The 25,922-nt window shown below is 52.3% G+C and carries 22 protein-coding genes and 1 pseudogene; 7 read left to right on the top strand and 16 right to left on the bottom strand.

Features of this window, described 5'->3' with window-relative positions; all coding sequences use genetic code 11:
* Positions 1–18 precede the first annotated feature (18 nt).
* On the top strand, positions 19–87 hold the full coding sequence (locus tag SLH49_RS22410; protein WP_413785315.1) for a hypothetical protein: 69 nt from the start codon (positions 19–21) through the stop codon (positions 85–87).
* 1,925 nt (positions 88–2,012) lie between these two features.
* Positions 2,013–2,276, top strand: coding sequence for a hypothetical protein (locus SLH49_RS19985; RefSeq protein ID WP_320270914.1), 264 nt, complete (start codon positions 2,013–2,015; stop codon positions 2,274–2,276).
* On the opposite strand, the gene SLH49_RS22405 is transcribed toward SLH49_RS19985, so the two are convergent.
* The 4 genes from SLH49_RS22405 to SLH49_RS19970 form a co-directional block, all read right to left on the bottom strand.
* Positions 2,273–2,722: a response regulator gene (locus SLH49_RS22405; protein WP_413785314.1), complete on the bottom strand. Its 450-nt coding sequence runs from the start codon at positions 2,720–2,722 to the stop codon at positions 2,273–2,275. The genes SLH49_RS19985 and SLH49_RS22405 overlap by 4 nt on opposite strands.
* A 97-nt stretch (positions 2,723–2,819) precedes the next feature.
* On the bottom strand, positions 2,820–3,008 hold the full coding sequence (locus SLH49_RS19980) for a hypothetical protein (protein ID WP_320270913.1): 189 nt from the start codon (positions 3,006–3,008) through the stop codon (positions 2,820–2,822).
* Positions 3,009–3,211: 203 nt separating this feature from the next.
* Complete coding sequence (locus SLH49_RS19975; protein WP_320270912.1) at positions 3,212–3,457, bottom strand: hypothetical protein; 246 nt, start codon at positions 3,455–3,457, stop codon at positions 3,212–3,214.
* Between the two features lie 395 nt (positions 3,458–3,852).
* Entirely contained in the window at positions 3,853–4,785 is a 933-nt protein-coding gene (locus tag SLH49_RS19970; protein WP_320270911.1) for a lipid A-modifier LpxR family protein, read from the bottom strand.
* A 389-nt stretch (positions 4,786–5,174) separates the two neighbouring features.
* Between SLH49_RS19970 and SLH49_RS19965 the strand changes: the two genes are divergently transcribed.
* A complete protein-coding gene (locus SLH49_RS19965) occupies positions 5,175–5,801 on the top strand; it encodes a hypothetical protein (RefSeq protein ID WP_320270910.1) in 627 nt (208 codons plus the stop codon).
* Positions 5,802–5,878: 77 nt separating this feature from the next.
* Here SLH49_RS19965 and SLH49_RS19960 read toward each other — a convergent pair whose 3' ends face one another.
* Entirely contained in the window at positions 5,879–8,077 is a 2,199-nt protein-coding gene (locus SLH49_RS19960; protein WP_320270909.1) for a hypothetical protein, read from the bottom strand.
* 515 nt (positions 8,078–8,592) lie between these two features.
* On the opposite strand from SLH49_RS19960, the pseudogene SLH49_RS19955 reads away from it, so the two are divergent.
* Positions 8,593–9,066: pseudogene (locus SLH49_RS19955) on the top strand (transposase); the annotation flags it as partial.
* Between the two features lie 60 nt (positions 9,067–9,126).
* Here the strand turns inward: SLH49_RS19955 and SLH49_RS19950 are convergent.
* Entirely contained in the window at positions 9,127–9,792 is a 666-nt protein-coding gene (locus SLH49_RS19950) for an acyl-homoserine-lactone synthase (protein ID WP_320270908.1), read from the bottom strand.
* A gap of 1,371 nt (positions 9,793–11,163) precedes the next feature.
* Entirely contained in the window at positions 11,164–11,352 is a 189-nt protein-coding gene (locus tag SLH49_RS19945; protein WP_320270907.1) for a hypothetical protein, read from the bottom strand.
* 205 nt (positions 11,353–11,557) lie between these two features.
* Here SLH49_RS19945 and SLH49_RS19940 point away from each other — a divergent pair, with 205 nt between their 5' ends.
* On the top strand, positions 11,558–11,743 hold the full coding sequence (locus tag SLH49_RS19940; RefSeq protein WP_320270906.1) for a hypothetical protein: 186 nt from the start codon (positions 11,558–11,560) through the stop codon (positions 11,741–11,743).
* A gap of 75 nt (positions 11,744–11,818) precedes the next feature.
* Here the strand turns inward: SLH49_RS19940 and SLH49_RS19935 are convergent, their stop codons facing one another.
* A complete protein-coding gene (locus SLH49_RS19935; RefSeq protein WP_320270905.1) occupies positions 11,819–12,121 on the bottom strand; it encodes a hypothetical protein in 303 nt (100 codons plus the stop codon).
* A gap of 427 nt (positions 12,122–12,548) precedes the next feature.
* Here SLH49_RS19935 and SLH49_RS19930 point away from each other — a divergent pair, with 427 nt between their 5' ends.
* A complete protein-coding gene (locus tag SLH49_RS19930) occupies positions 12,549–12,794 on the top strand; it encodes a hypothetical protein (RefSeq protein ID WP_320270904.1) in 246 nt (81 codons plus the stop codon).
* Between the two features lie 574 nt (positions 12,795–13,368).
* Here the strand turns inward: SLH49_RS19930 and SLH49_RS19925 are convergent.
* The 6 genes from SLH49_RS19925 to SLH49_RS19900 form a co-directional block, all read right to left on the bottom strand.
* The gene (locus tag SLH49_RS19925; RefSeq protein WP_320270903.1) at positions 13,369–14,547 is read right to left on the bottom strand and encodes a tyrosine-type recombinase/integrase; all 1,179 of its coding nucleotides are present in this window, start codon (positions 14,545–14,547) and stop codon (positions 13,369–13,371) included.
* 589 nt (positions 14,548–15,136) lie between these two features.
* The gene (locus SLH49_RS19920) at positions 15,137–16,735 is read right to left on the bottom strand and encodes a CocE/NonD family hydrolase (RefSeq protein WP_320270917.1); all 1,599 of its coding nucleotides are present in this window, start codon (positions 16,733–16,735) and stop codon (positions 15,137–15,139) included.
* Between the two features lie 286 nt (positions 16,736–17,021).
* A complete protein-coding gene (locus SLH49_RS19915; RefSeq protein WP_320270902.1) occupies positions 17,022–17,615 on the bottom strand; it encodes a ricin-type beta-trefoil lectin domain protein in 594 nt (197 codons plus the stop codon).
* Between the two features lie 79 nt (positions 17,616–17,694).
* A complete protein-coding gene (locus SLH49_RS19910; protein WP_320270901.1) occupies positions 17,695–18,438 on the bottom strand; it encodes a hypothetical protein in 744 nt (247 codons plus the stop codon).
* A gap of 579 nt (positions 18,439–19,017) precedes the next feature.
* Positions 19,018–19,920: an alpha/beta hydrolase gene (locus SLH49_RS19905; RefSeq protein WP_320270900.1), complete on the bottom strand. Its 903-nt coding sequence runs from the start codon at positions 19,918–19,920 to the stop codon at positions 19,018–19,020.
* Positions 19,921–20,077: 157 nt separating this feature from the next.
* Positions 20,078–20,659, bottom strand: a complete 582-nt coding sequence (locus tag SLH49_RS19900) for a hypothetical protein (protein ID WP_320270899.1) — start codon at positions 20,657–20,659, stop codon at positions 20,078–20,080.
* A 357-nt stretch (positions 20,660–21,016) separates the two neighbouring features.
* On the opposite strand from SLH49_RS19900, the gene SLH49_RS19895 reads away from it, so the two are divergent.
* Complete coding sequence (locus SLH49_RS19895) at positions 21,017–21,679, top strand: hypothetical protein (RefSeq protein WP_320270898.1); 663 nt, start codon at positions 21,017–21,019, stop codon at positions 21,677–21,679.
* 51 nt (positions 21,680–21,730) lie between these two features.
* Here the strand turns inward: SLH49_RS19895 and SLH49_RS19890 are convergent, their stop codons facing one another.
* A complete protein-coding gene (locus SLH49_RS19890) occupies positions 21,731–24,589 on the bottom strand; it encodes a DNA translocase FtsK (protein ID WP_320270897.1) in 2,859 nt (952 codons plus the stop codon).
* Between the two features lie 13 nt (positions 24,590–24,602).
* Positions 24,603–25,778 carry an aminotransferase class I/II-fold pyridoxal phosphate-dependent enzyme gene (locus SLH49_RS19885; RefSeq protein ID WP_320270896.1) on the bottom strand — a complete coding sequence of 392 codons (1,176 nt, stop codon included), beginning with the start codon at positions 25,776–25,778 and terminating at the stop codon, positions 24,603–24,605.
* Between the last annotated feature and the right edge of the window lie 144 nt (positions 25,779–25,922).

The following is a 25,922-nucleotide window of genomic DNA, read 5'->3' as shown; positions in this document are numbered from 1 at the left end:
GACAAGTTAGACCAAGCCATTTCTTACATTCGCGCGGAACAAACCGGTCTTTGGCATCGCAGAAGCAATGCTGCAAAAAAGTGTTGAGCCTCACTTGGTAAAATGACGTGTCTGGTACGCCGACCTTTTGGACTTGCGACAAAGAGGGACGACGTATTTTGGCAGTAGTCTCGCACCCGCATGGCGACAAGTTCGCTGGCTCGGCAGCCGGTATAGAGCGCGCCACGAATAAGCTTCGAGAAATCAGGCCGGGAATTGGCCAAGAGCGTTCGGCATTCTTGGCGATTGAGAAAAATGACCCTTGGTCGATCCACGTTGGGCAAGCGTTGAAGACACCGACGTGGTCGGTCATCTTCAAGATGACCGCGCTCCCAGGCAAGGTCGAACGCGCCTCTCAAGATACTTACAAGCGCATTGAAAGTCTTCTTGCGGCGTCGAAGCTGATCTTGCGAAAGCTCTCGTATCTCAAGCTTGATAGTGGGATCTTTGCGTCCCAGCTTCGGTGGTGTTTGCAGGACATCAACGGCCAATTTATGGAAGTGCACACCATCAAACTGGTTGAGCGGGATATGTGAAACGCGCGGAACAAGATGGTAGTTGATCAAGCTGACAATTGTTTCAAAGTGGGATCGTGTTGCAGCTATGAGTTTCCAATCGACATAGTCGCGCAGCGCATGACCGACCGTAAATACTGAACCAATGGGACAAATGTTAATGTCTCGACGTGACCCGACTTGATAGGCTTCGGCGGCCAACGCGGCTATTGAGGGCCACTGAAACCATTCTTCAGCCAGCTTTACCGCGTGAGCGAAATCATTGGCAATGTAGTCACCGTCCGCGGCGATACATAGGCGCTTCCTGAGATAGCCACCGTCTTTTCGCCGAACTCGGGCAACCCAATACTTCTTGCCATCGTTGACAACATCGACCCCGATATGGCGACAATACTGAAGGATGTTATAGTAAGCCGAACACCGTGGCTTGAGCAACAAGACGACAGATTCATCCGATAGGTCTGGCCGCCAGTTCTCGTGCATCTTCGGTTCTCCTATAGCGTAAAATTCATTACTTTGCAGAAGCGTGGAATGAGCTGAAATGCAGGTTTGATCCTTTCTCGTCGGCTCATTGCATCCCGCAATCTATAGCTAGGTCAGAAGGGGTAGCCTAGTTGTCGGCTCAACGCGCCAAATGACTGCGATGACGCGAACAAGGCCAGCCATCACTAGACTAATCCTTCCAAGCTTTGTCGTCTGGGTTGGATGAAGAAGGGACAATATGGCCTTATCCGTCAGCCGGTGTTTCATCATGCGCGCAAGCCAAGTAAATCGGACAACAACCTAAAGGCAATCCGCATGTCGATCCTCTGAACGCTTGATCGGAATGTCTCCTTTGGGGCTGCACCGGTCAACCGACCAAAACCGTCGGATGTCGGCGCCGAACCCATAGTTCCTGACGCCGCACCAAGCACAAAACCCGAATGACAGGTCAAGAAGCACATTTAATGCCGCATTCAACGCAACATGCTTAAGAATTGTTAGCAAATAGCATCTAACTGATGGGTACCTACCCCGGTAACCGGTAACTAGTGACTTGTGAGTAAGTGAATTGTTCGACGGCAGCGAGGGAGATTAAACTCCGCTGCCGTCCCTCGCATCGCATCGCGCTCGACAACCCGCCAATCCCCTAAATGATCAAGTGCGGTTTGCGATCAACAGCGGTGGTCGCCCGCTTGGCTTGCTGATGGCAACGTCTGGCGACAACGCGCTAGAAAGAAGCTTCCAACGTCAGGTCTGTGGAACAAAAAGCACAATCACTTATATCTAGAGGGTCCAGTCATTGCGACCACCCCGGATCAGTGCAATTTCTCAATGTATTCAATTGCATACGGAAAAAACCTGTAACAGTAAACGAATTCAGCGAGATGCCCATAAACGGCCATAATCGCGCCCATGTAAGCGCTTTTTTTGTCCGCTTGTTGCGGGCTTGGTAAGTTAGTTAGGGAGAACCCAGCGATGCTTGACGGTAGCAATGTAGCGACGAACGATAAGTCTGAATTTATCGATGTAGATGATGCAATCACACTAGGCCGCCTACCCGAACTAGTGCAGCATCTTGAAGAAACTGCCTATGCGCTGGTCCGCAATGGCGACGCGAAAAACGGAAACGCACTCTTTTTGGCGGTTGTCGCTGCTCAACGCGCAGTGGACACCATCGCCGCAGATAAGAATAGTGGTTCGGATCAGTCTCTCAGCGCATTCTTCAAGACGAAAGGCTAGGCGCTCAAAGCCGCTAAGGCCGCCAATGCCTGACGGTATTCTCCGAGATCTCTGGGAAGGTCTTGTAGCTCCCAAAACACGCGGCCCTCATTTATGATTTCATCAAGCCTCTTGGGATCAAGAGGCTTGTGGACAAGCGCCGAGACATCGTTGGCCAGAGCCAGAGAACGAACTGTGTCCGAGCAATTTGCGGTCAGCAAAACGACCGGGCAATCCGCAGTAGATTCACAGTTGCGGAGTGGGGCCACGAGCTCGGTTCCAACGGCCCCGTTTAGCTTCTGATCTATCAAGACCAAATCAAATGGGATCTTTGATTTCCGCGCGTGAGCGACCGCATCGGCTAGATTTGAGGCCCGCTTTACACGGGCCCTTGGCTTCACCTGTTGCACAATGCGCGTCGTTTCCGATGCGTCGCCATCAATGTCTTCTATGCACAAGACCTGCATTTGACCTCACACGTTAACGTATTCCTTCGTTCTTTAGTGAGATTGGTGAATAATCTATGAACACGTCAATCCGTCATGATGGCTCAGCCGATTTTCGCTAGGCGGCGGATTTGTAGCGCTCCAGCGCAGCCACAGCTATGAACAACGAATTCGCTGTCTCAAAGGAGCCGTTCCGAGCGAGTGCATACGCGCGTTTCTCCATGCTTTTAATCACATAATCAATCGGCAAGTCTTCGAGGGCGTCCTGTGCCATCTCTGAATCGAAACCAAGATCTTGAGAGCTCACTCTTTCCACTTTCACTTTTTCGTTCCCGATGCGTTATCGTGACAATCAAGCTCGCTCAAAACCGGTTAATCGTTTATGAACGGGAACAACGCTTTGGCCTGGAAATGCCACGTGCGAAGGTTTGTCGCAGGCGTTTCTGAGCGCGAGTTGGGACCGCTGGCAAACAGGTGAACCTGCTTACCACGTGGCTACCTCACCCAACTTCAAAGCTCGAAGCGCATCTCTGCCGACATCATGTACTCCTCAATACCGGTAGGCTCTTTCCGTAGTTTGGAAATCGTCTCTTTGACTTCCTCAATCGCATCCTCATCCAGTCTTGGGTCATTACCCTCCCACACTACATATCCGGTGAGAAAGACCGCGCAGTCCATGCAGATCCGGACAACAAGATCACGGCTCTCTCCCAAATCATTTGCTACATCGGTTGCGCTCCAAGTTTTTTTCAGCATCTCGTCCTACGCCATTTAATTCAATTGCGAGACAGTGTTTCAGGGACTCCTTTCGAGCAAGTTTATTGCACCCGCTCTACCTATGCGTCAAAATGACGTCCCAGTTCCGAAGGCCTATTTTGATGCTTGGCGGCTTCGAGGATGCCTTCAAGGCGCGTTACCGATAAAGTTGAGCGCCGTGTAGCTACAGATACACAAGTGTCAAGGTCTCGGATTACTGCTTGGTTACAGCAAATGCCCCAGATTAACGAAAAGAAAATCCTATTTGCAGCGTCAATACTACATGCGGTCTAGCACCGTGCGCTATCCGCACGCGTTTTGCGCAGATACATCATCGGGACTGAAGACAAAAAAAGAGCGCACCAACCTGTTGGAGTAGAGGCACGAAAATGATCTTAGAAGTTGAACGACATGGACAGCATTCCAACTCTTTGCGCTTCAGCTTGTCCCACAAAGCTGGGTGACAACCAAGCCTGACCGACAAAGAAGTTAGCATAACCTAAACTGCTTTGCAGGCCCAATCGTGAACGAAATTGCGTGGGTTCAAGTTCAACTGAGAATCCCTCAGGCAAATGAACAGAAGATTCGACGGCGCGAGCATCCCAACCAACTACCCAGCTCAGACCTCGTATTTGATCGACTTGTGGAGTGAGTAGTCGTCCCGTCACTACGTCCCTAGTCCAAATTTCAGCGGACGACATCGGTCCAAACACAAGATCTACCCCGGCTGTAGCCGCTTCATCAGACCCAAGTACAAGCTCGACGTAAGGGCGCACAATAGCTCGCTCATTTAAGTCGACTACTCGCCCAATTTCAGCCTCAAATCGGAGTTCAAATCCGTCTTCGACTCTATCAAGGTCATCTCTACCTGGATCAAAACTATCGTCCATACCTAGTCCGTCGTGCACAGCGCGTTGCACCGCCTCTGCCCCAGTTGCATCACCTAGTAACATGGCCTCGCCGCCAAGCCTTGTTTCAAAACCGAGAATACTATCATGTAAAAAGACTCCAGCGCCGAGGAGTGTAGAATAGGGGAGGTCGCCTTCCGGCTGTTTTGAAGGGACCCATGGTGTTACAATTTCTGAACGAGCGCGTAACTCGATACCGCCGAACCAAGTCGAGCGATAACCTTCCGAGTAGTACGATCTTTGATACGAACCACTTCGCCAGCGGTCGTGACCGTCGCCAAAAAAATCGTTGGTAAAGCTGCCTACTTCGCCTCGATAACTTGTTATTTCTTCTGCAACGACTTTGTCCCCAAAAGCAGAAAATATGAATACGTAAAAAACTATAGGTGCGATGTACCCGCAAAAAACCCTCTTCAACATCGGTAATGCCTTCTAGTTTATGAAAGACTTCCGCATCTTGCAGCTCGCGGCATTCTTTGCATCTTTTTGGTTAATAATCTGTTTGAAGGAAGTAATGGTCGCTGCTTTGCGCATTTTTATTAATTGGCGACGAATTGACCCATACTTAACTCTTTTGATCCATGAGGTTTGTTGGCGCAGGCAGTCGTCCACTAAACTTATCAATTTACTGAAAATACTAATGCGAGATCAGTAGACCTCTGGGGCCTTGCCTAACGGAGGCTACACTCGTTGGTAACGGAACGTGTTGTCGAGCTTTAGGTCTTCTGTCTTGCTTGGTTAATTCAGAATTAACTGGCTCCGCCTAAGATGCAAGTATGAAGGTGGCTCCGAATAGAGGTAGTAGATTAATGGAAAACTCAACTAAAGCTTCAGCCTACAGCGACAAGTACTGTCGTCCTGTCTTGGGCTTACACTTCCTTCTTTTTCTCGCGGGCTGCATGAGCGGTGAATCACCAGAAGCGGAACCAACAGAGCTAGAGTTGAAGCAGGCAGCGGCACAGCAGATGTTTTCTGATTTTGACACAATGGACTATACGGATCTAGGCGTACTGCCGACGTCCGGTTCAGTGTCTTACGAAGGCTTCCTGTCCGGTCGACTTTCAAATACAGAAGATGGTGTAACGGATACCCTCATCGGAGATCTATCAGTTAATGTTTCGTTTGGAGACTCCAGCTTGATTTCAGGTGTGGCTAGTGGATTTCTCGATGACAACGGTGACGCCTTGGATGGTGCGATTATTCTTTCAGCCGGTGAGCTGGATCGTGCCGGTGACCCAGACGTTGATGCCACTCTCACATTTGAAGGCAGTGGTGAATTGACCAGTATTAGTGGCGACGTCCTCGTCTTCGATACAGATTTTGCGGGCGATTTCTTGGGAGAGGAGTATCAAGGGATCGGGGGAGAAGCGCTCGCTCAAGTGGCTGTTGGCGGTGCTTCACAATCCTTCAGTGGAGTCTTTGCCGCCAGTCGGTAAAATGTAGGTAAGAAACGGGAGCCGCCCAGGGGTACCGAAACTCCTGGACGCCAGCCCAAAGAACTCTATTAATGAAACTATCCGCCCAGAAGCTCGTAGTCGCTTACAGTGAGACTTCCAGAGAGTTCACGAACATCTGTTACTCCTTCAATCGTCAATTCGTTACCGCCGCCAAACTCAATTGTAAGCGATGATTCACCTACACTTGTGTTCGAGGCCACGATTGCATTCAATAACTCCTGGCTTTCTACTAGTTCTACGCTGATGAGGATTTCGTCGATACCAATTTGAAAATCACCAATCGAGTCGGACCCTTGACTGAAAACGAAGGTATCGAAGCCGCTCCCCCCCCAGAGTTCGTCGTCACCTTCGTCACCAGACAAAAGATCATTACCAGCGTTTCCCCGAAGTACGTCATCTCCTTCTCCGCCGAATATGAAGTCACTGTTGTTACCACCAGCGGCGGTAAAATCGCCCGTCGAGCCTCCCATTGACGACAGTCCTGCGCGACCCGCGCCTCCATCCAAAACGTCATCGCCTGCACCACCGAATAGAATATCTGATCCGGCTTCCCCAAAAATCTGATCAGCATCACCAGTCCCCGATACAGGTAGGGCATTGCCATCAAAAACCGCTTCGGCCGCAATAATATCCTCAATCATTGCGGTGGTGGCATAGTTGGCACTGTCAGACTTATTGATGTTCACCATTACTACTTCGAAGTCTTGATCAAAACTGATTTGAACACTTCCATCGGCAACCGCTTGCTCGCTCTCGGTCAATAACGATGCGCCGTTTTGACCTTCAATAGCCATATCAAGATTGACCACCGATACACTATCCACATCGCCTAGTATGCCTAGATCCACGTCAATTGTCGTGCCGTCACGGCCCACGCTATCTACGTAGTAGAAAATTGTGAATTGGTCATCTGTCTCGTAAAGGAAACTACGATATCCTTCGCCGTCACCCCCACCACGGCCCAAGAACTCCGCCCCCATCACATTCTCGGTCATTAGTGTGAGCAATGCCTTTTGCGGCGAATCAAACTCGGAAAGTCGATCTGTGATCGTTGTCGTTGACATACCATCCCTGTATCTAAATTCGGTTGTCACGCCCCAAATCGCCGCTCGATCAACGCCTTCTTCCAACATAAAGGCGTAGACATCGAGTAAGTTGGTGGCACCAGCCATCTCAAACGGCATTGAGTTGCCATTACTTGTATTTGTCGAGAAGGCTGAATAATAGTAGTCTATTTCTTCGTCCCAGTTGATACCGAGTTCGGCGTAGGCTTCTCTCCAATGATCGACGATCATCTGACGTTGACTCAGCGGAGCGTTGGGGTTGTCTAGATCGTCCCGGCTAAAGCCGAGAGCATGATGACGATTACCACCAACGTAGGCGAGCGATTCATCTAGGATTTCCGTCATCATCTTGTCGATAGCAATTTGTCGAACTTCATAAGGCAAACCCACTCCTGGAACAAAATCAAGTTGACTCAGTTCGGAGATCTTTGCTTCGCCATTTTCAAAAAACAAATCAAAGTAGCCATCTTCTAACAGGTTATTGAATTCAAAGCTGCCTCGGCCCATTTGAAATGCCAACTGATATGAAATGTCACTATCAGCCATATCTTCGGTTATCTTATCAATAATAATTTTTGAAATCAGAGCATATTCAATAGGGTTGGAATACAGCTCGTTTCCAATTTCGAAAATGAATTTTTCTGGATATTCTCCATTGTTGAATTCCTCATTCTTCAATCGATTAAGAAAAAAGGAGATATCTGCTTCTGCGGCTGCGGTGGCTCTCGCCATGGCTTCAGGGTCGGTAAGATCTTGGTTCAGAAAGTAGCGTTTGACCGGTATTACCAGTGATATGTTCGTACCACTTTCAACAGCTCGCTCCAACATTTGACTAAAGGTCTGGACATCATCTCGCCGCAGATGATTTTCGTCATCATATTGAAGCGCAATAGGACTAATGAGTTCAGGGTGGGTCAAGTCGAATGCGATGTTTGATCTGTCTCCATCCAGAACATCCAGATCGATTTCCTCAACACGCTGGCGAATGCGCCCATCAACCACCCAACCTTCCTCGGCAACGGTGCCACCGGTGAACCTGCCGTCTTGCAGACCCATTTCAGCAACATCGATCATCCATTCGTTGGTCCCAAACATATTTTGCGCGGTTACACCAAACATCTCGGTTCCTAAAGTTCCAATCGAGTTGTTCAGAGTCGTTGTGACAATTGGCCCAGTCGATATCTCGGTCATATTTTACCCCCAGGATAGATGCTCTATTCCAATCCATATCGCGAATAGGTTTCTAAAATGTTGAGCATTAACGAGGTAGATTTTGGGCCCAATTGCAACTGGAGTAAGACATCAGAATAAACTGAAGCAATAATCTTTCTCTCATTTTAGGCTATTTGATACTATGAAATGTTTCTGATGATCAGAATTTATTACTACGTAAATTCAATATTTTTTTAGCTCTTCTGGAAATAAATCGTGCGCCGGTCAGATTAGCATACTACATATCATTTGACACAAGTTGATTAACATGTTGCCAAAATCTGATTCCATTTTTACGTTTCTTGGCCGAAAAAGAAGAATGTAATGCTTGTTGTTCGACAGTATGGCTGTGTTTTCGAATTGAAGCGGACTTAATGGCACATAGGGTTGAATTCATTGAATATAAGGTGCTTTCAGTGTAGTTGAACTGGGGTCGGGACCCATTGATTTCCGGATGTCTGCAAGATTCAAGGTTCAAAAAACGAGCGGTGAACATGTCTGATCTATTCTGGCTGACGGATGCGCAGTTGGCACGTCTTGAGCCCTTCTTCCCGAAGTCCCATGGCAAACCTGGAGTCGATGATATGCGTGTGTTGAGTGGGGTTATCTCCATCAGTCGCAATGACTTACGGTGGCGTGACGCACCGAGTGCCTAGGACCGGCATAAGTCACGCTACAACCGTTGGAAGTGCTGGAGCGATAACGGCATCTTCGCGAAGATGATGATGTAATTGGTAGCCGGTCACGGCGAGGAGAAGACCGTGATGATTGATGCGACCTATCTGAAAACGCACCGTACTGCGTCCCGCTTGGGCGTCAAAAAGGGGGGCGTGGTCGTCTGATTGGTCGCACCAAGGTCAGCATGAACACGAAGCTGCAAAGCCATCTGCGACAGCTTGCACCGACCGCTGAATCTGTTCTTAACCGCTCGACGGGTCAGTGACTGCATTGGCGTCCGTAGCAACTTATCTGGGCGCTGGAGGGGCGGCTCAGCAAATGCTGAGCCGGTAGAAAACACATGTGTTTTGTCAATCAGTCAAAGCAAGAAGGCTTGGAATATGAGTGCAATCATGAGCAAGCCTTCTTCTACAAATATCAGAGTTTGCTATGTCTACCTCCAACTCTACTTCGTCTGTTTGACTCCGGAGCAGCAGTTCTTGGTAGCCTGCTGACGAGTACTTCCATATACCGACATTGACTTCGCCATGCTGGGTCCGTCCGGTGCCAACGACCTCTGGTGAGACCCCTGCTCGCCTATAGATACGTTTCATCGACGTACCAAATGTTGCAACAAACTGCTTGATCGACATCTCTTTCATCATTCTGGCCCCTGCAGCGAGCAGCCGTGAGGCTGATTTTTGATCGGCACCTGGTGCCACGCAGAACCTGGTAACTTCCCAAGTGTTTGGGTTGCTGAATTTATGGATGCCACAGAGTTGGGGGAAGTGGTCGTTCAGCATAGTGCGACCTGTCGTTGGAAGTAGGCGCATGGAAGAAAGGTGCCTTCCATCTTCGTCTTGATCAATGATGTATATGGGGTTCTGGGTGTCGTATTCGTCTCTCTCCATACCGACCGGGTCGACATATACGTCCCACCCAAGTCGCCGACCGAATAGATCGGCTCGGTCCGTGAACATCTGGATTGCGAGATCAGTGTGAAGGAAGAGATTTGTAGCGTGAACGAATTTAATCATGACTTGCTCCTGTAGTTGGCAGGAGAAGCATCGGGCGTGATGGTTAACAAAGAAAAACACCACAGTACGGTGGTGTTGCGCGGCCTGATCCTCTTGCATTCCTGGCTCTAGGGTCGATCATGTCCAGGTCTGATCACCTTTCTCAGCGTGTGTAGAGAATCGAAGTTCTTAAGCCTTTGAGGTTCTTGTGTGGGTGGTGGTGAATGGGGCCCTCTGCCATGTCAAAATGGAACGCAGGAGTAAGGCAATGCGATCGCAACCGGTACTGTTTCATGCGCTCCTGTGCTGCCTGCCGCTAGGGCTTCGGACAGGTGCAACCGACTCGCCAAACCAGAGTTCTGCAAAAGATCCGTTTAATGGCTCAGAGTTCATCGCAGCACCATTGCAAGAATGGCTAAGACATTTGGGGACTCAGCCGATCCAAGTCTCTCCAGAGCCGTCGTGGGAGAACGGGTACAACGGTCGCTTCAACAGTACATTGCGTCGCTAGGTTCCTAGACGCAGAATGGGACTATATCACCATCTACGCCCAGATCACCCTCAATAGACGGATCAGACAGCGTTGTCATTTGCGACCACATCAGGCCCGAAACATGCGCATGTCCGTTCCTGAAACCTTGCAAAAAGCTGCTCATAGACAAGAGATTGGATACTGGTGCTTCAAAATTGCCAAACCCTAGTCTCATTGAAGTCAAGGTTTTCCGCACTATCACCTACTGCGAATAGTCTGCCCAATTTAAAGTGAACGACGGCAGAAAACCAAACTGGAGATGATTGATTGTGAATGATAATGCTTGGTTGCTTCCAGTTCTTTCCGACTTGGAGAAGGCCAGTCGAAAGGAAGGGTTGACAAAAACTGCTTCGTTTCTGCGGTTAGCTCAGGGAACTGCAATCGCTGAGATAAAGTGGAATTCCGAGATTTGGAGAGCAAGTGATGAGCATGACACAATTAGTGTAGCGGAAGATTTGGGTTCGGGAGTTCGCCAATGACTTCGCGTAGTCTAGAGCGCTTCAACAGGATTGGCTTGCGCTAGCAACACAAGAGCCTATATGGAAGCATCCTAACTTAAAACAGGTGCTCGATCTCTTCGTAGTCTCGGTGTATGGATTCCCTGATGCTCTCAACCATCAAGCATTTCTGATGTTCGCTCGATGACGAACTTATGTATTGTTGTTCGACACTTTCGTGGAGTAACCGTTTCAATGCGACTGCCGTATTCTCAAATCCCTCTTCGGCCATACGAGCGCTCGCTAGTGCAATGCTAAATTCATATTCTGTTGTTAGCATTCCATGATCTCCAAGATTTCCAGTTTGATGCCTCATTTTCAGCATACATATTAATGGTTGGCTAATTTTACGAAGCTGGAGATCTAGCTGAGCGGAACGTCGCTTACGGATCTTTGCGACATTAAAGGATGCTGGCGCAACACCTTCACTTCTTTTTCTGCCAATGCCACCTCAATACAGGCCTTAATTAACACTTCTTCCTCCTCTTCAGTTAGTTTCTCTACCAATGACATGGCATCATCAAGAAACTTAGCTATTTGTCGTGCGTCCATTGCGTCGCTCTTAATTTACACTACGGGCGTCATCTGTATTAGACACTACTTAATTCTTTATTAATGGCATTAATTAGAAAGCATGAAATTGGAGAGCGCTTCAACGAATCCCTCTCAGATTCACCGCGGGTTAACCAATTTAAGCTTAACGTAGGTCGAGTGGGGCAATGCTTCTTTGATTAGTGAACGTGTGGAGGCCTGAAGCGTGATCGCAAACACCAAACATCCGCTTGTAAATGACGAGCTTGTAGATAAGCCTGGGCAGCTCCGCGTGGATGAACTCATCAGTTTTATGGAGAAGGCCGCGTACAACTATGCCCATCATGGTAACTCAAACACTGCCACCGCCCTGTTCATTGCAGTTGCGGCCTTGGAAAGACATCGTGCATGAGACCGCACGCACTCCATCTCATGCGTTGTCAACATGAGCTATTCGTTGATTAGCTTGTCGTTACGAGAGTGCACTCTAGGCAGCGCGTTGTCCGCACATGTCTTCATTTTGGGCTCGTAGGGCCGTTAGCACCTGCATACCTAGAGCCGTCACCGAGACTTTTTCACGGTTCGGTGCTGCATCGGCAAGTCTAAGTTTGATGAGAGATTCAGTGACGTAGCAAATCGGTAGATTAGGTTCGGTCCAAAGGTCGATAAGTTTGCTTGCTTCGCGTTCGTTGAGGCTGACGACGAGCAATTCAGCTATTCTGCTCATTTTGTTTTGGTGCGTCCTATTGCTGTTTCCTTTTGTCAAGCCTGATCTGCTATTCTCAGTCATACTGATACAACTTGGTGGATCAACGTTGACTAAGGTGGGCGGCTTGCTTCCTGACAGTCGTACAACGAATCCCCTATTAACCAAGATGTTTTCTCCCCAAACTACCTAAAAGTACAGCTGTGATTGGATAATTTAACTTCACTTGACAATGGATTAAGTGAGTATTCATTCAGACACCCCGCAGATTAATACTTCTTCTCAATTGATTTGTTGCGACATGTGTCCGCGAAGTTAGCACTTGTCTTGTCAGATGCCGATTCGGTCAGCATTTGAGCCTGCAAGCTAATGTCTTAAGTGCAGGAGTGTATAGAAGTGTTCGTGTTGAACTCTGGCATGTGCGCGAGGGGAAGTTTCGTCGGTAATAAACCTAGCTGAAAGGAACCCATGAAACACTGTCTCACAATCAAATTAAATGAAGTAGGAACACATGCCTAGAAAGACTTGGAGCGCAACTGATATCGCTAACGACGTAGGCGAAAGCCGCGATCTTGTTGTTCGGATCTGCATGGACTGCGCCGTCTTTCTTACCGGAATTGTATTCTGGGACGGGGATGACCCGCGATTGAACGAGGATGCGTTTGAGGAACTCAAAGAGGTTGTCACCAAGTTACGCAGCGAACCCAGCGGCATTGCTGACTATCTGGCGGCAGAGGGTGTTCGTACTGAACTTTGACTTTGAGCTTGTGTAAGCTGCTCTAACGCTGCTCAATAAGGCATACTATTTGGCCAAGCAGATCATCGTCAAGTGCGGAGCTTCGTCGTTCTGAGTCTTCGCCCGATATCGCAGGCTAGAGCGTGCAACGCCCAAAACAGCGCAGATGCGGCGCTCAGGTGCATCTAGCTTTTGGCAGGTGTAAGTATCATCCTCTTTAAGGCTTTGTTAACCTCTCGTGCAGAATCTACCGATATGGATCAGTCATTATCATTTATTTGGATTAGCTCGGCACTGATCGGAGTAACGGTTGGGGTTCTGGCCTGGTTATTTGGGTTGCCTTTTTGGGCATGCTTCCTTGCCTACCTTATTTCTACGGCATTCTCTTTGTGTGTACTGGGGTACCTAACGAGCCATTCTAAGAAAGAGTAGTGATCCTCGCGCTCAACACAATACTTATCGTCAATGTCAGTTTTCAGGATTCTGGGACAGATGGTCTCCTGAGCTAAGAAAGGGTCTGGCGCATCTGGTTGGATTAATTATGCGGCAGGTTTGCCCGAAGATTTGGGACTTTCATAGTTCCCGACCTTGTCGTCTACTTGGAGAACGCGACGATTTTTGGGTCGCTATTGCTGCTTGTTGCCGCCGTCGCCCAAGCCGCCATCAATTTCCGCCGCTTTTCAAATAGATCCGAGCGGGCATAAGCCGCTTCCGCCTTGTCCTTAATGCCATGTGCCAACGCTGCTTCGATCACCTCGCGCGGGAAACCGGTGGTTTCACCTGCCCAATCGCGGAAAGTCGAACGGAAGCCGTGGACGGTGATGTCGTCGCGTTTCATGCGGCGCAGAACAGCGGTCATGCTCATATCTGAAATTGACTTACCGTGTTTGGCTTCGCTTTCAAAGATCAGTTCATTGCCGCCGCGTTTACTGCCAAGCAACGCAATCGCCGCTTTGGAAAGTGGGACACGGTGTTCTTTGCCCGCTTTCATCCGGCCCGCCGGGATCGTCCAGAGCTTCGCGTCAAGGTCAATCTCGGCCCATGTCGCGCCACGCGTCTCGCCTGAGCGCGCCGCCGTCAGGATAGTGAAGCCCAGCGCGCGTGCCGCCACGCCTTCGCGGGCGTCCAACTGCATCATGAAGTCCGCTATCTCGGCATGGGGCAAGGCAGCGTGGTGCTTGACCGCCCGCACATTCTTCGGCTTCGGCAACAAATGATCCAGATGCCCACGCCAGCGGGCCGGGTTGTCGCCTGTGCGGATACCCAGCGCGGAAGTATAGTCGAGCACCGCTTCGATGCGCTGCCGGACGCGGTTCGCAGTCTCGGGCTTGGCTGACCAAATCGGAGTGAGCGCGGCGATTACATCGGCAGTTTCAATCTTGGCGACTTGAACCTGTCCGATCTTTGGGAAGGCATATGCTTCGAGTGTCGAAGTCCATTGCGCCGCATGCTTGGCGTTCTTCCAACCGGGGCGTTTCCTTTCGATCAGTTCGAGGGCTGCGTCCTTGAATGTCTTTGGCGTGGCTTGCTGCTTTTTGGCGATGGGGTCTTCGCCTTCGGCAATGAGGCGACGCGCCTCGGATGCGCGGTCGCGAGCCATGGCGAGGGTAACGTCGGGAAAAGACCCAAGACCCAGATCACGCCGCCACCCTTGCATCTGATAGCGCAGCACCCATGACCGAGATCCGGACGGCTTAACGTAAAGGAAAAGCCCACGCCCGTCGCCATGGCGTCCGGGGCCTGCCGTCTTAACTTTTTGCGCATTCAATGCCATTACGTTCCCACATTTGTTCCCACACTTTTTTTTGATTTAGGATGAACAAGTGCAAACGTCAAGAAACCGGCACGGATCTAAAAAGCTGAATCTATTTTCTTAATCTGACTTTATACAAACTCCGCTGAACACGTAGAAAAGGGGGTTAGACGGTTCCCCAGTCCGCCATTCCCCCATTTGTGAGGCGACACATAGTTTTGCCTTTTGCGACAAAACCTTTCCTCTGTCTGCATCTCTCACGTTCCACTTCCAAACCCGCTTGTTTCGTTTGATCCCGTTTCCCAAGCGGAAAATCGGGGGCGATTTGAAGGTTAGACGGCGAAGCCGCCTGCTCCTGCAAATCTGCCACGTGGCGAACGCGGAGGGGGCGAGACAAGATAAATCGACAAGGTTGGTGCGGCCCGCAGGCGTAGCTGAGGACACAGCCTTGTCTATTTGTCTTGTCCGAGGGGGAGGCCGCGCCTCCACCCTATGGTAGTCCGCACGTTCCATCAATGTCTGCTTCCGGGAAGCCGGGCTGTAGCGATGTTGGAGTAGTCGAATGACCGGTTTGGGCCGTCGTTGAGAGGCGACCCAAAGTTGCTAGATTTCAATAGCTTCGATCGTGCGGAATAGCTGGCACCAAAAGATGCGCATCATACTCATCTCCAAAATGCAGCACGTGTAGGCCCCTGTTTAGACTCGTGTCCTTACCAAAAACTGGAGCGTGGACAAGCTCTCGCGGCGAAATGATCACATGCAGGCTTTCGCCTGCTGAGAAAAACGTAGCGATGGGACACAAAGGGATGTCGACCGGAACAATCTGTCCAGCCGTCAGTTCTTGAACCGTTCTACCGTCCAGAACGGGAAGCCAATCGGTTGAACGCGCAGCGTCAAGCGATCGCCGGGAAACGCGTAAGTATCCGCGGGACAAAAGATCGTCCTCCGACCCGATCGTGCCATTGAAGCGGACCGAATGGCCATGGACGTCGCGCTTATCCAAAAAACAACACAGGACCATGTCGGTGGGCGTCTCGGCGACAGTGTCGCCTCTTGCCTCTACCCAGAGGCGCAGTTTGATGTGGCCACTCAGTTCAGTGTCTTCGGAAAAGGTCAGACCGAATTCCGTAGCACCCTGCATATCATAGTACACCTCGGATGCGATTTCAGGACAGGTTTCGACAAGGCCTTCGCCAGATAGGAATAGAGGTCTGTACTCTGCATCAGGCAGAGGCCAATCCTGCTCCCAACGCACATCCTGAATTTGGTCTTTTGAGGAACGTATTTCCAGACGCAACTTGGGGAGACTGTCGAAACGGTTGCTTTGGCTCTTCAGATGGTGATCCATGAAGTCCAGAAGCAGTGTTTTGACTTCCTCCGAATAGTAAGAAGCCCATTTGCCAGTCCTGTGCGTATACATCCACTTTCGGGCACTTGAAGCCTCGCGAAAGGCGCGATCTGAGCCCGGTGTGTGCAGTTCGTGATCCGAGAAGGATGTACAAACGAGCATAGGTGTCCTTATCGCGCTGAAATCCACGGTCTTGTCGGCCCAATACTCATTGAACAATGGATGAGCGGTCAGAATCTCTGTCGGTTTAGCACCTTCGCGCGCTGCCAGTTCTTCGTGGGAGTTGTTAAGCGTTTCCTTGATCTCGGTGTGCCACCAAAACTCCAGAAAGGTCGTATCTGCAACGCCACCGCGGCAGATCAAATCCCGGTAGAGGTCCGAAACGCCCTCCCAGGGTGAGATACATTTGAGAGGTGATGCATCGCCATCTTTCGCGGCAGCGACGGCTGCGTGATACTGGCTGATGGCGAGGTAGCTGACACCGCTTAGGCCAATCGCGCCATCGCACCACGCCTGCGCGGCAACCCATTTGATTGCTTCGTAGAAGTCCTCGCCCTGCTTCGTCGACATGAGCTCTGCCTGACCCATGCTATTGGCGTAGCCGGGCAGGTTAAGGTTCACCAATGTATAGCCATTTGGAACCCAGAAATTAGGATCTGGTGACTCCCAGCTTGTGAGCGTCGAAAACTTTGGGATCTCTCCGGATTGCGGTATGAGGCGATATTGCTGCGGGGGCCCTTTTAGCGGAGTGCGACCTAAAACCGGTAACAGGTGATTGTCGTACGGATGGGCACACATCACGACTGGGTCTGCCAAGCCATCTTTGGCCCGCGACTTTGATCGGAAGACGTTGCAGGTCATAACGCTGCCATTATCGATGGGCACGGTCACGTCGTATTGACATAGAATGTCTGGGTCCGGCTCAATCAAACTGCATTGCGGGCGAAAGATCTGACCACTGCGGATCGCCCGAGATAGCATCGGCCAGGCCGCCCGAATTGTCCTCAGCCTTTCAAGCACCAGAGGAATCTCTATCAAAGGCCGAAATGCCTCTAGAAACACCCGTAGTCACAAAGATTTCGCTCATTTGGACGTCCTGTCGCTTTAATTGTGTCGGTGTAAGTGGATGTCTTCGGGCCCGCCGGGGTCAGTCGGGATAGGCTTGCCAGCGCTGAAACGATGGATCTCCTTCACCACAGGTGGATAGCTGAAGGGCACGCGCAAGATGCGAGAATTTCGGATTGACTGGGCGCCCCCGACCGCGCGCGTCCTGTCGTGGCTCGAGTGCTTCATCAAACCTTGGTCCGGTGGCCTCTACAGCGAGGCAAAGATCAGAATCGCTTAGGCGCAACTCGCCGATCTCTTTGAATGTGAAGTTCTGAAGTTCGTTCGCTTCGCAATCCTCGAACGAAAACGGCGCCTCAGCTTGCGCTGACGCAGCCGTCAAACAGGCGGAGCGCCCACCGAATTCCCAACGGATCATTCCGTTGCCATTGCCGTTGAAAATAAAGACTTGATCCGGAAGCGGATCGAAGTGACAGGTATGCGCTATCGCAGGCATCGCCAGTATCGCTCTGTCAGCCGGACCCGGGACATCGATGCAATACCCATCCGGCTCGTCGAGAAAGCGCACCAACCGAATACGCCCCTCATACCCGCCGGGAGATGAAAGCAGCGATGCGCTCTCGTTCAGCTCCTGGCTCTGCGCATACGCATCAATCGGTATTGCCTTCAGAAGCACGGCAAAGAACGCCATTTGTATGAAGTGGGATGTTCTGATGAGCTTTCTCCTTGTGTTGCGGCGCCACCTTAGGTGGATATCATTGGACACGCGCTGACCCCGTCGCGTGACGAGACCAGAGGTCAATTGCCGCGAGTTGGTTGTGCAGCGCGCTGGCGCTCGCGCTTTCGGCTCCGGGTGGTTCTGGGCCGAGAACGAGTAATGTTGCGACGAGAGCAACGGCAGAAAGAATACTCACCGCCAGACCGAGCCAGGTCGCTTTGGTCAAACTGCCGAAGTGTTGGATGTCGAGGACAGCAATAATCGCCATCAGCGCAAACCAAGCTGGCATTGCCAGGGCTTCGGCTCCGAAGGGTTGAAACAGTCTGGCGAGCGCCGGCGTCATGAGAGCGAGGCTTGCAAAAAGGATCATCCGCATATGCGCAACACGATCTTTGCGCCAGACCATCGCGGCACCAAAGAAAATCGCGAAGGTCACCATGTTACCAGTGTTCGAGACTACCTGGATCCAATTGAATTCTCTCAAATTCAGTTCGATGATCATCAACGATCCCGTCACCACGACCAATAGCGCAGCGAGCTGGCCAAACTGACCTATATGCATGTGAGTGGCGACTTCGCGCCTGTTGATCAGCAACGATTGTGTAACGACTAAGAAGAACCAAACGGCCATAACAACAATATGGACGATGAGTGCTAAGCGGACCGGTGGCCAGTACTCAGGCAGAAACACAGCTCTGCTGCCAAAGCCCAAGACCACCAGTAAAAGGAGCATGAGACTGAAGTGAAATGCGAATGATTTCTTTTTTGCCGATTTTTCCATCGTCAAGCTCCACGCCAATCGCAAAGGCGCTTTCAATTGTGCCGAGACTGCCCAGTCGCCGAATCGTAAGCCTCCGCAGACAATAGCCTGAGGCAAGATCACTAAGATGAACCTCGGTTAAGCATGGAACTCAGTTCTCCAGACGGGTGGTCGCGAAAACAGAACCGGTACTCTGAACTGCAGAGCTGGGCACTTTTATCGACTCTGCGCATAGTGGCAAATACCGCCGAACTTCTTCGCGCCAAGGGCTCAGCCCGCTCCCGGCAAACCGATCACCGAGCCGATGTGACTGAGGAACAAGATGCCAAATGCACATGCAGCCCAGATCAATCCACGCAAGAAACGCATCCGCTTGATCTCGCGCAACTTCGAGGTTTTCAGTAGCTCGTAGCAATATTCGCTTAGGAATGCCTGGTCTTGCCTCCGAGACTTCGAAGCTGGGGTCCCTTGCACATCCCGACAAAGACAACGTTGCGACGCCAAGCATGAATGCCCTGCGATCAAATGAACCGGACGTCATGAGCGTGTTGGAAGCATTTGTTAGCGTGTCGAACGGCCACGCAGTGTCCGATGAGGCGATCACAATTCCAACCCAAGCTTATCATCGAGAAACGCTATGACCGCTTGGATAGTCGCGGGCTCGTTGAACTCACCGCCGCCATGTGTCCCTTCAGCGAGGATCTCCAGCCTGACACCACCGTTGGACGGACTCGCAGCGGTGGCATCGTGTAGACGCTCGGACTGCCGCGCTGCGATCAAAGGATCTTTTGCACCATGCATTATCAGGATGGGTGGCAAGCGGGCGTCTTCAGGCAGAGCCTCAAGAAAAGTAAGTGGACTGGCGGACCGCGCCAATTCCGGGTTTTCGCCCACTGGAGCGCCAATGAGCCCCGACTCCGGAGAACCTGGACCGTCCGTGTCGCTCGACCCTTGTCCGGAAGCAGCCATGTCGTCATCCATCGTGTTGAAGTCCACCGGGCCGAACCAAACGACGACCGCTCGAATGATGTTTGCCCCTTGTGCCGCGAGGTCAAACGTAGACGTCGCAGTCAAATGGCCGCCGGCGGATTGTCCAAAAATCGCGATCCGATCTGGGTCGATCCCGAAGTCTGTAGCGTTGTCATGTAGAAACCGCACTGCATGTGTGACATCAGTCAATTGCGCGGGCCACGTTGCTTCCCCAGAGAGCCGATAGTTGATTGCAGCGACTGCGATGCCGGCTGCAAGAAAATCGTCTAAGTGGCTTGGTCTTGCCTTATCACCTGACCGGAAGCCGCCACCATGAACCAAGATGACAACTGGCTGCGGCTCGGCAGCTGTCTCGGAGAGATGGACGTCAAGCGTGTTTCTGCTGCTTTCCTTGGCATACGCAACATCTTGAAAATGCGGCTGCGAGGCCGTCAGCCAGTAAATGGCAAGCGAGGAAATCGCTGCAACGGCAACGGCAATGGCGAATGCGGTCGCTATCCTTATTATTTTCATGCGAACCGTTCAATTTGGTTACACTACGTAGGTCTTACTCGAAGAAGGTGCCACATTGCTGAACCTTGGTTAACTCTCTAGCCGAGAAAAGCAGCGGTTTAGTCTTTTCGATCAGGGGGAGGAAAGAAGGAGCGTCCTCTACCGCTCCTTCGTCATCTTAACCATTTCTTCTTTGTATCCTGCTATAGGCTTGCGGGGTAATCCCTAGGAAAGCGGCAACGTCCTTCTTCAGTGCATGCTCCATGACAGAAGAATGGTGCGTTTTGAGAAACCTCAGGCGCGCCTCAGGGAAGTTCAAGTTTTGGCAAACCAAGAGATCTTTGTCGAACTGCAGCGTTTGGATGAAATGCAAACGGATAAACCGACCGAACTCTTGCCCGTAGGAGTATTCGTGAAAAAAGAAGCCAAACGGAAAATCGAGACCGACAACATCGGTGATCGCGATAACCTCCTCACTGCCATAGTCACCAGTCAACATGCTGTCGACGTTCGTCGCTATGTGTCCTTGCTCAAAGAACCGTGTCAGTGTCACATGACCATTCTGATGGTTGAAGAAAGACGCGGCAATTCCGGATGAAATAAGAAAGACACGATCAGCGATCGTCACGTCGTCGTAAATGGGGGTACGTGCCTTTACCTTCCTCTCGACCCCGTGTTCGCCGACCCGATCCCACTCTTCATTTGTTACCTTGCAGCCAAATCTTTCTACAAGGTCTTTGAGATAGTCCAAACGGCACATGGCAGGCTCCTGAATTTCAACGTTCGCACCCGGACTGCGGCGCCGGCGGTCCAGTATTGGAGGCCTTCCAGCAGTATTCACGACTTGCGCTTAATTTACGCTTGTGTTCACAGATTAGACTTAACCGAGGTTCAGTGAGTATGCAGCAATAGTGCTAAGCGCCATCCTGCGAAACTTCGGCGGTGGTGGAACAAGCGGTTTGGATTTCACTGCTTCGAACAGCTTCAAATGTCCGTTCTGGTGAGCAGGAATGCAATTTAGCGAGGCCCGTGCTACAGAAGCACATGGACGCCGTATGAACGGTATGCGTTTTACACATCGTGAGGATTGTTTTGTTGAGTAATTGAGAGGATTTTCGTGCCCAGACCATTTCGTATCGGAACCTACAACGTCGAGAACCTGTTTGATCGCTTTGACGATCCATATTCGGTGGGAGATGATCTCTATGGCCGCTTTCGAGCAAACCCAAAGTCGCGCGCCCATGCCTTTGATGTTGCGGAGCGCATCAGGGAAAATGGCGTTGGCAACAATTCCATCGACATTGTTGGGCTTCAGGAGATTGAGAGTTTTGGCGCTCTCTTAGACTTTGTACAGGGCAGTGTAGGCCCAGACTATGGACCAAAGACAGGGGTTGTTTCGATCCCGTCAAACGACCCTCGCGGGATCGATCTTGGCCTGATCTGCACCAAGAATTTCAGAATCGGGCGCGTCGTCAGCCATCGCTATAAGAAGTTTCGTCGCGCTGATGACAAGCTCTATCAGTTTGGCCGCGACTGCTTGCAGGTCGAGATCATGGATAAGGATCAGGATGGGGTCATCCTGACCGTCTTCATCTGTCACCTGAAGTCTAAATACACCGTTGTGGATCAGTTCAAGAGCCCGACCGAATACGCAGAGGCACAGGCGCTTAACACCATAAAGCGGAAGGCAAGCGGGAATGGGTGCGGCTGGTGTCGCGTTTGTTCTGAGCTGCCTAGTTTTGTCGATTTGGTTGGTTACTTTGCTGATATCTCCGAGTGAACCAGTCCAACCCATTGCGCTAGAAAGTGATCCTGAGCCCGTACGCTGCGTTCAGTGCTGCTCTGGCACCAGAATTTCGCGTTTACCTACATGGTTGGCCGCGCTGACCACGCCCTGATCTTCCATCTGTTCAACCAGACGAGCGGCCTTGTTATAGCCGATGGCCAGTTTCCGCTGGATGTAGGAGGTCGAGCACTTCCGATCCTTGATCACGATGGCCACGGCCTGATCGTAGAGCGCATCCTCACCATCAGTATTCCCGCCAAGGCCAAGTACCATGTCGATATCGCTTGATTTCTCTTCATCGGGGCCGTCCACCACGCCGGACATGTAGTCGGGTGGGCCGAAGGCTTTGAGGTGGTTGACGATTTCTTCGACCTCCTCATCGCTCACAAACGGGCCATGCACGCGGGTAATCTTCGACCCGCCCGCCATATAGAGCATGTCGCCCATGCCCAGCAGTTGCTCGGCACCCATCTCTCCCAGAATGGTGCGCGAGTCGATTTTCGACGTCACCTGGAAGCTGATCCGCGTCGGGAAGTTCGCCTTGATCGTGCCGGTGATCACGTCGACGGAGGGGCGCTGCGTGGCCATGATCAGGTGGATGCCCGATGCTCGCGCCATCTGGGCGAGGCGCTGGATGCAGGCCTCAATCTCTTTACCGGCAACCATCATCAGGTCGGCCATCTCGTCCACGATTACGACGATATAGGGCATCGCTTCGGGCGCGAATTCCTCGGTTTCGAAGATCGGATCACCCGTCTCGTCGTCAAAACCGGTCTGGACCGTGCGGCTGAACAGCTCGCCTTTCGCCAGCGCATCCTTCACGCGGCCATTGTAGCCGTCAATGTTCCGCACGCCCATTTTGGACATCTTGCGATAGCGTTCTTCCATCTCGCCCACGACCCATTTCAGCGCAACAACCGCCTTCTTGGGGTCAGTCACAACGGGCGACAGGAGATGCGGGATGCCGTCATAGACGGAAAGCTCCAGCATCTTCGGGTCGATCATGATCATCCGGCATTCATCCGGAGTCAGCTTGTAAAGCAGGCTGAGGATCATGGTGTTGATCGCCACCGATTTACCCGAACCGGTCGTCCCCGCGATCAGAAGGTGAGGCATCTTGGCGAGGTTCGCCACAATCGGCTCGCCGCCGATGTTCTTGCCCAGCGCCAGCGGCAGCTTGTGATTACCATCACCAAAATCGCGGTGGCTGAGGATTTCGCGCAGCACCACCTTTTCGCGGTTTTCGTTCGGAAGTTCGATCCCGATCACCGAGCGGCCCGGCACGGTCGAGACCCGCGCCGACAGCGCAGACATGGAGCGCGCGATATCGTCGGCGAGGCCAATCACACGGGACGCTTTCAGACCAGGCGCGGGCTCAAGCTCATACATCGTGACAACCGGACCGGGACGGACCGAGACGATCTCTCCCTTCACGCCATAATCATCCAGCACGCTTTCCAGCATGCGGGCGTTTTCCTCCAGCGCCTCGTCGCTCAGATGATGGCGCTGGACCTTCACAGGGTTCATCAAAAGGCCCAGAGGAGGATGTTCATAATCGGCATAGCGGTCATCAAACTTCAGCGCTGGCTGCGCCTCTGCCTTGGCCTGCCGTGACGGCTGTGGCGCGCGTTTGGGCGGATGCTGTACAACAGTGCGTGGCTCCGGTGCAGGCGGGACATGCACATCGGGGATCGGCATGTGCGGCGTCGCCATAATAGGCGCGTCGTCCTCGACCAATGCATCATCTTCGGGCTCGTTGAAGACCAGAGGCTTGGGGCCACGCCCAGCGGTCAGCGAGGGTTCGATCCGCACGCCCGATGGGACCGGAGGAACGCTCCGGTTCTTGATCGCATCCGCAATCCGCGCACTGACCCGGTCAGGATTGGTGTCCTCAGCAGTGCCGGACAAAGGTTCGGGCGTCACCAGTTCGGGTTCTGGCATCGGGTCATTACGTTTCAACAGCCCCGACAGGAACCCGTTGGATTGTGGTGGCTCCGGCACGCGGGCCTGCGCAGCCAAGGGCGGCGCAGGCGGCATCTTAGGAGCGGTCAAAGGCGGCTCGCCCATTGGCATGACAGGGTTAGCGCGCACCACGGCTGCGGCGCGCATCTTGACGTCGTTCTGGGCAATACTGCGGAAATCGGGAATATCGACGGGCGTTTCGTCCACCGCGATGTCGCGTGCCTCTGCCGCGGCTGCGCGCTTTTCTTGCAAATTCGTTGCCATTCGCTGGGCCGCATGCGCCGACAATGACGCACCTTTGCCCAAGCCGCGCACGATGAGCGCATAGAGCATCACCGTTCCTAAAAGCAGGAACCGACCCGCAACCCGCAGTTCTGGCCTCGTAAAGCCGAGTGCAAATGCCAACGCAGTCAGCATCGCCATTGCTGTCAGCAGTGACAGAAGCTTTACCCCAAAATGCGCTCCAAAAGGAACAATCGTCAGGACCACGCCCAGAACTGTATCGCCAAAAAGCCCGCCCAACCCGAAATTCGCGGGCCAATTAGCACCCGGCGTCAGGGTCGCCGCGTAAAGCGAGGCGAGAATGATCGCCAGCGGAACAAAGATCAGACGGCCGAAAGCCCGCTCTTGTCCGTAATGAAAGACAAACCGCGCGCCCCAGGTGATCAGCAATGCGGGCAGAACCCAGATGCCCAGACCGATGATCATCATCACCGGGGCGGCGATCGAGGCACCCAGATGCCCCATCCAGTTCTGCACCGGAGCATCCGTTGCCGAAATCCAACTTGGGTCGTCGGGCGAATAGCTGCCCATCATGACGGCAATGACGACCCCAAGAACGGCCAGCGACAACCCGAACAATTCACGCCCGCGTTTTTCGATCACCGCCTGCGTGGTGCTGTCCAAAAGCGGGTCGCGCTGTCGTGTCTGATATGATGCCATGATTACCGTTCCCTCAATCGTAGAGACAGTCGCGGATCAGGGTCAGACCGCGCTGCATTTCTTGTGTTGGGGCGACCATGGCCACCCGAATGTAGTTTTTGCCTGGATTTTCGCCGTTGACCGCGCGGCTGAGATACGCGCCGGGCAGAACCCGTACGCCGGTTTCTTGCCAGAGCCTGACTGCAGCTTGTTCGCCATCATCCGTTGGCAGCCAGAGAAAGAACCCCGCCTGCGGGGATTGATAGCCGGGGATATAACCCAGAATATCGTCTGCAATCTCGTATTTGCGGTGATATAGGGCGCGGTTCTCAACCACATGCGCCTCGTCATTCCAGACAGACGCCGCGATGGCCTGCAACGGCTCTGGCAATGGCGCACCGGCAAAGGCACGCAATTGCCGCAGCCGCGCAATCGACTCTGGCCCGCCCGCGCAAAACCCCGACCGAAGGCCCGGCAGGTTTGAACGCTTGGAGAGCGAATGGAAGATCACCACACATTCTGGATCAGCACCCATCTGGTGCGCGATCTGTAATGCTCCGGGCGGCGGCGTATCGCGGTAGATCTCGGAATAGCATTCGTCGGCCAGCACTTTGAAGTCGTACTTCTCCGCAAGCACGATCAGATCGCGCCAATAGGTTTCATCGGCAACAGCCCCCTGCGGATTGGCGGGCGAGCATATATAGGCGAGCGCGGTTCTATCCAGCACGTCATGAGGCAGGGCTGAGAAATCCGGTAAATGACCGGTTTCGGCCGTCGCGGGCACATAAACAGGCTCCGCACTCACAGATAGGGCCGCGACCGCGTAGACCGGGTAGAACGGGTTGGGCGACAGAATGATGGGCTTGCCGTTTTTCTGTTCAGGGCACAGCGCCATCGCAGCGTTGTAAAGCCCCTCGCGCGTGCCATTCAGGGTCAAAATCTGGCTTGGCGGGACGTCCACACCGTAGCGCCGATGAAGAAATCCGCCAATCGCCTCCAAAAGTGCCGGAACACCGTTATTGTCGGGGTACTTTGCAAATCCTTGCAGATTGGCCGCAAGGATGTCGCCCACAAAAGCGGGGAACGCATGGCGGGGTTCGCCAATGGTCATATTTATAGTCTCGGATGCCTTCGTTGGGACGTCAAGAAGCGCACGCAAGCGTGGCCACGTCGCTGCCGGAAGGTCCGCAAACCGCTCTGGAAACACCATAACTGCCTCAATATGCGGGATCGTTGCGCCCCGCTTTGTTACAAACTAGCGTGCATGCGGGATGTCTGTCCAGAATAAGGCGGCCCCGCGCGCGTTTTTGTGGCTTTTTGGTCAGGGCTGAAGGGCAGTATGCGGTGCGCGCGC

It is taken from the genome of Cognatiyoonia sp. IB215446, from assembly GCF_033963825.1.
Classification (GTDB): domain Bacteria; phylum Pseudomonadota; class Alphaproteobacteria; order Rhodobacterales; family Rhodobacteraceae; genus Yoonia.
Note: the sequence above shows the minus strand (reverse complement) of the source record. Positions and strands in the feature narration are given on the sequence as shown.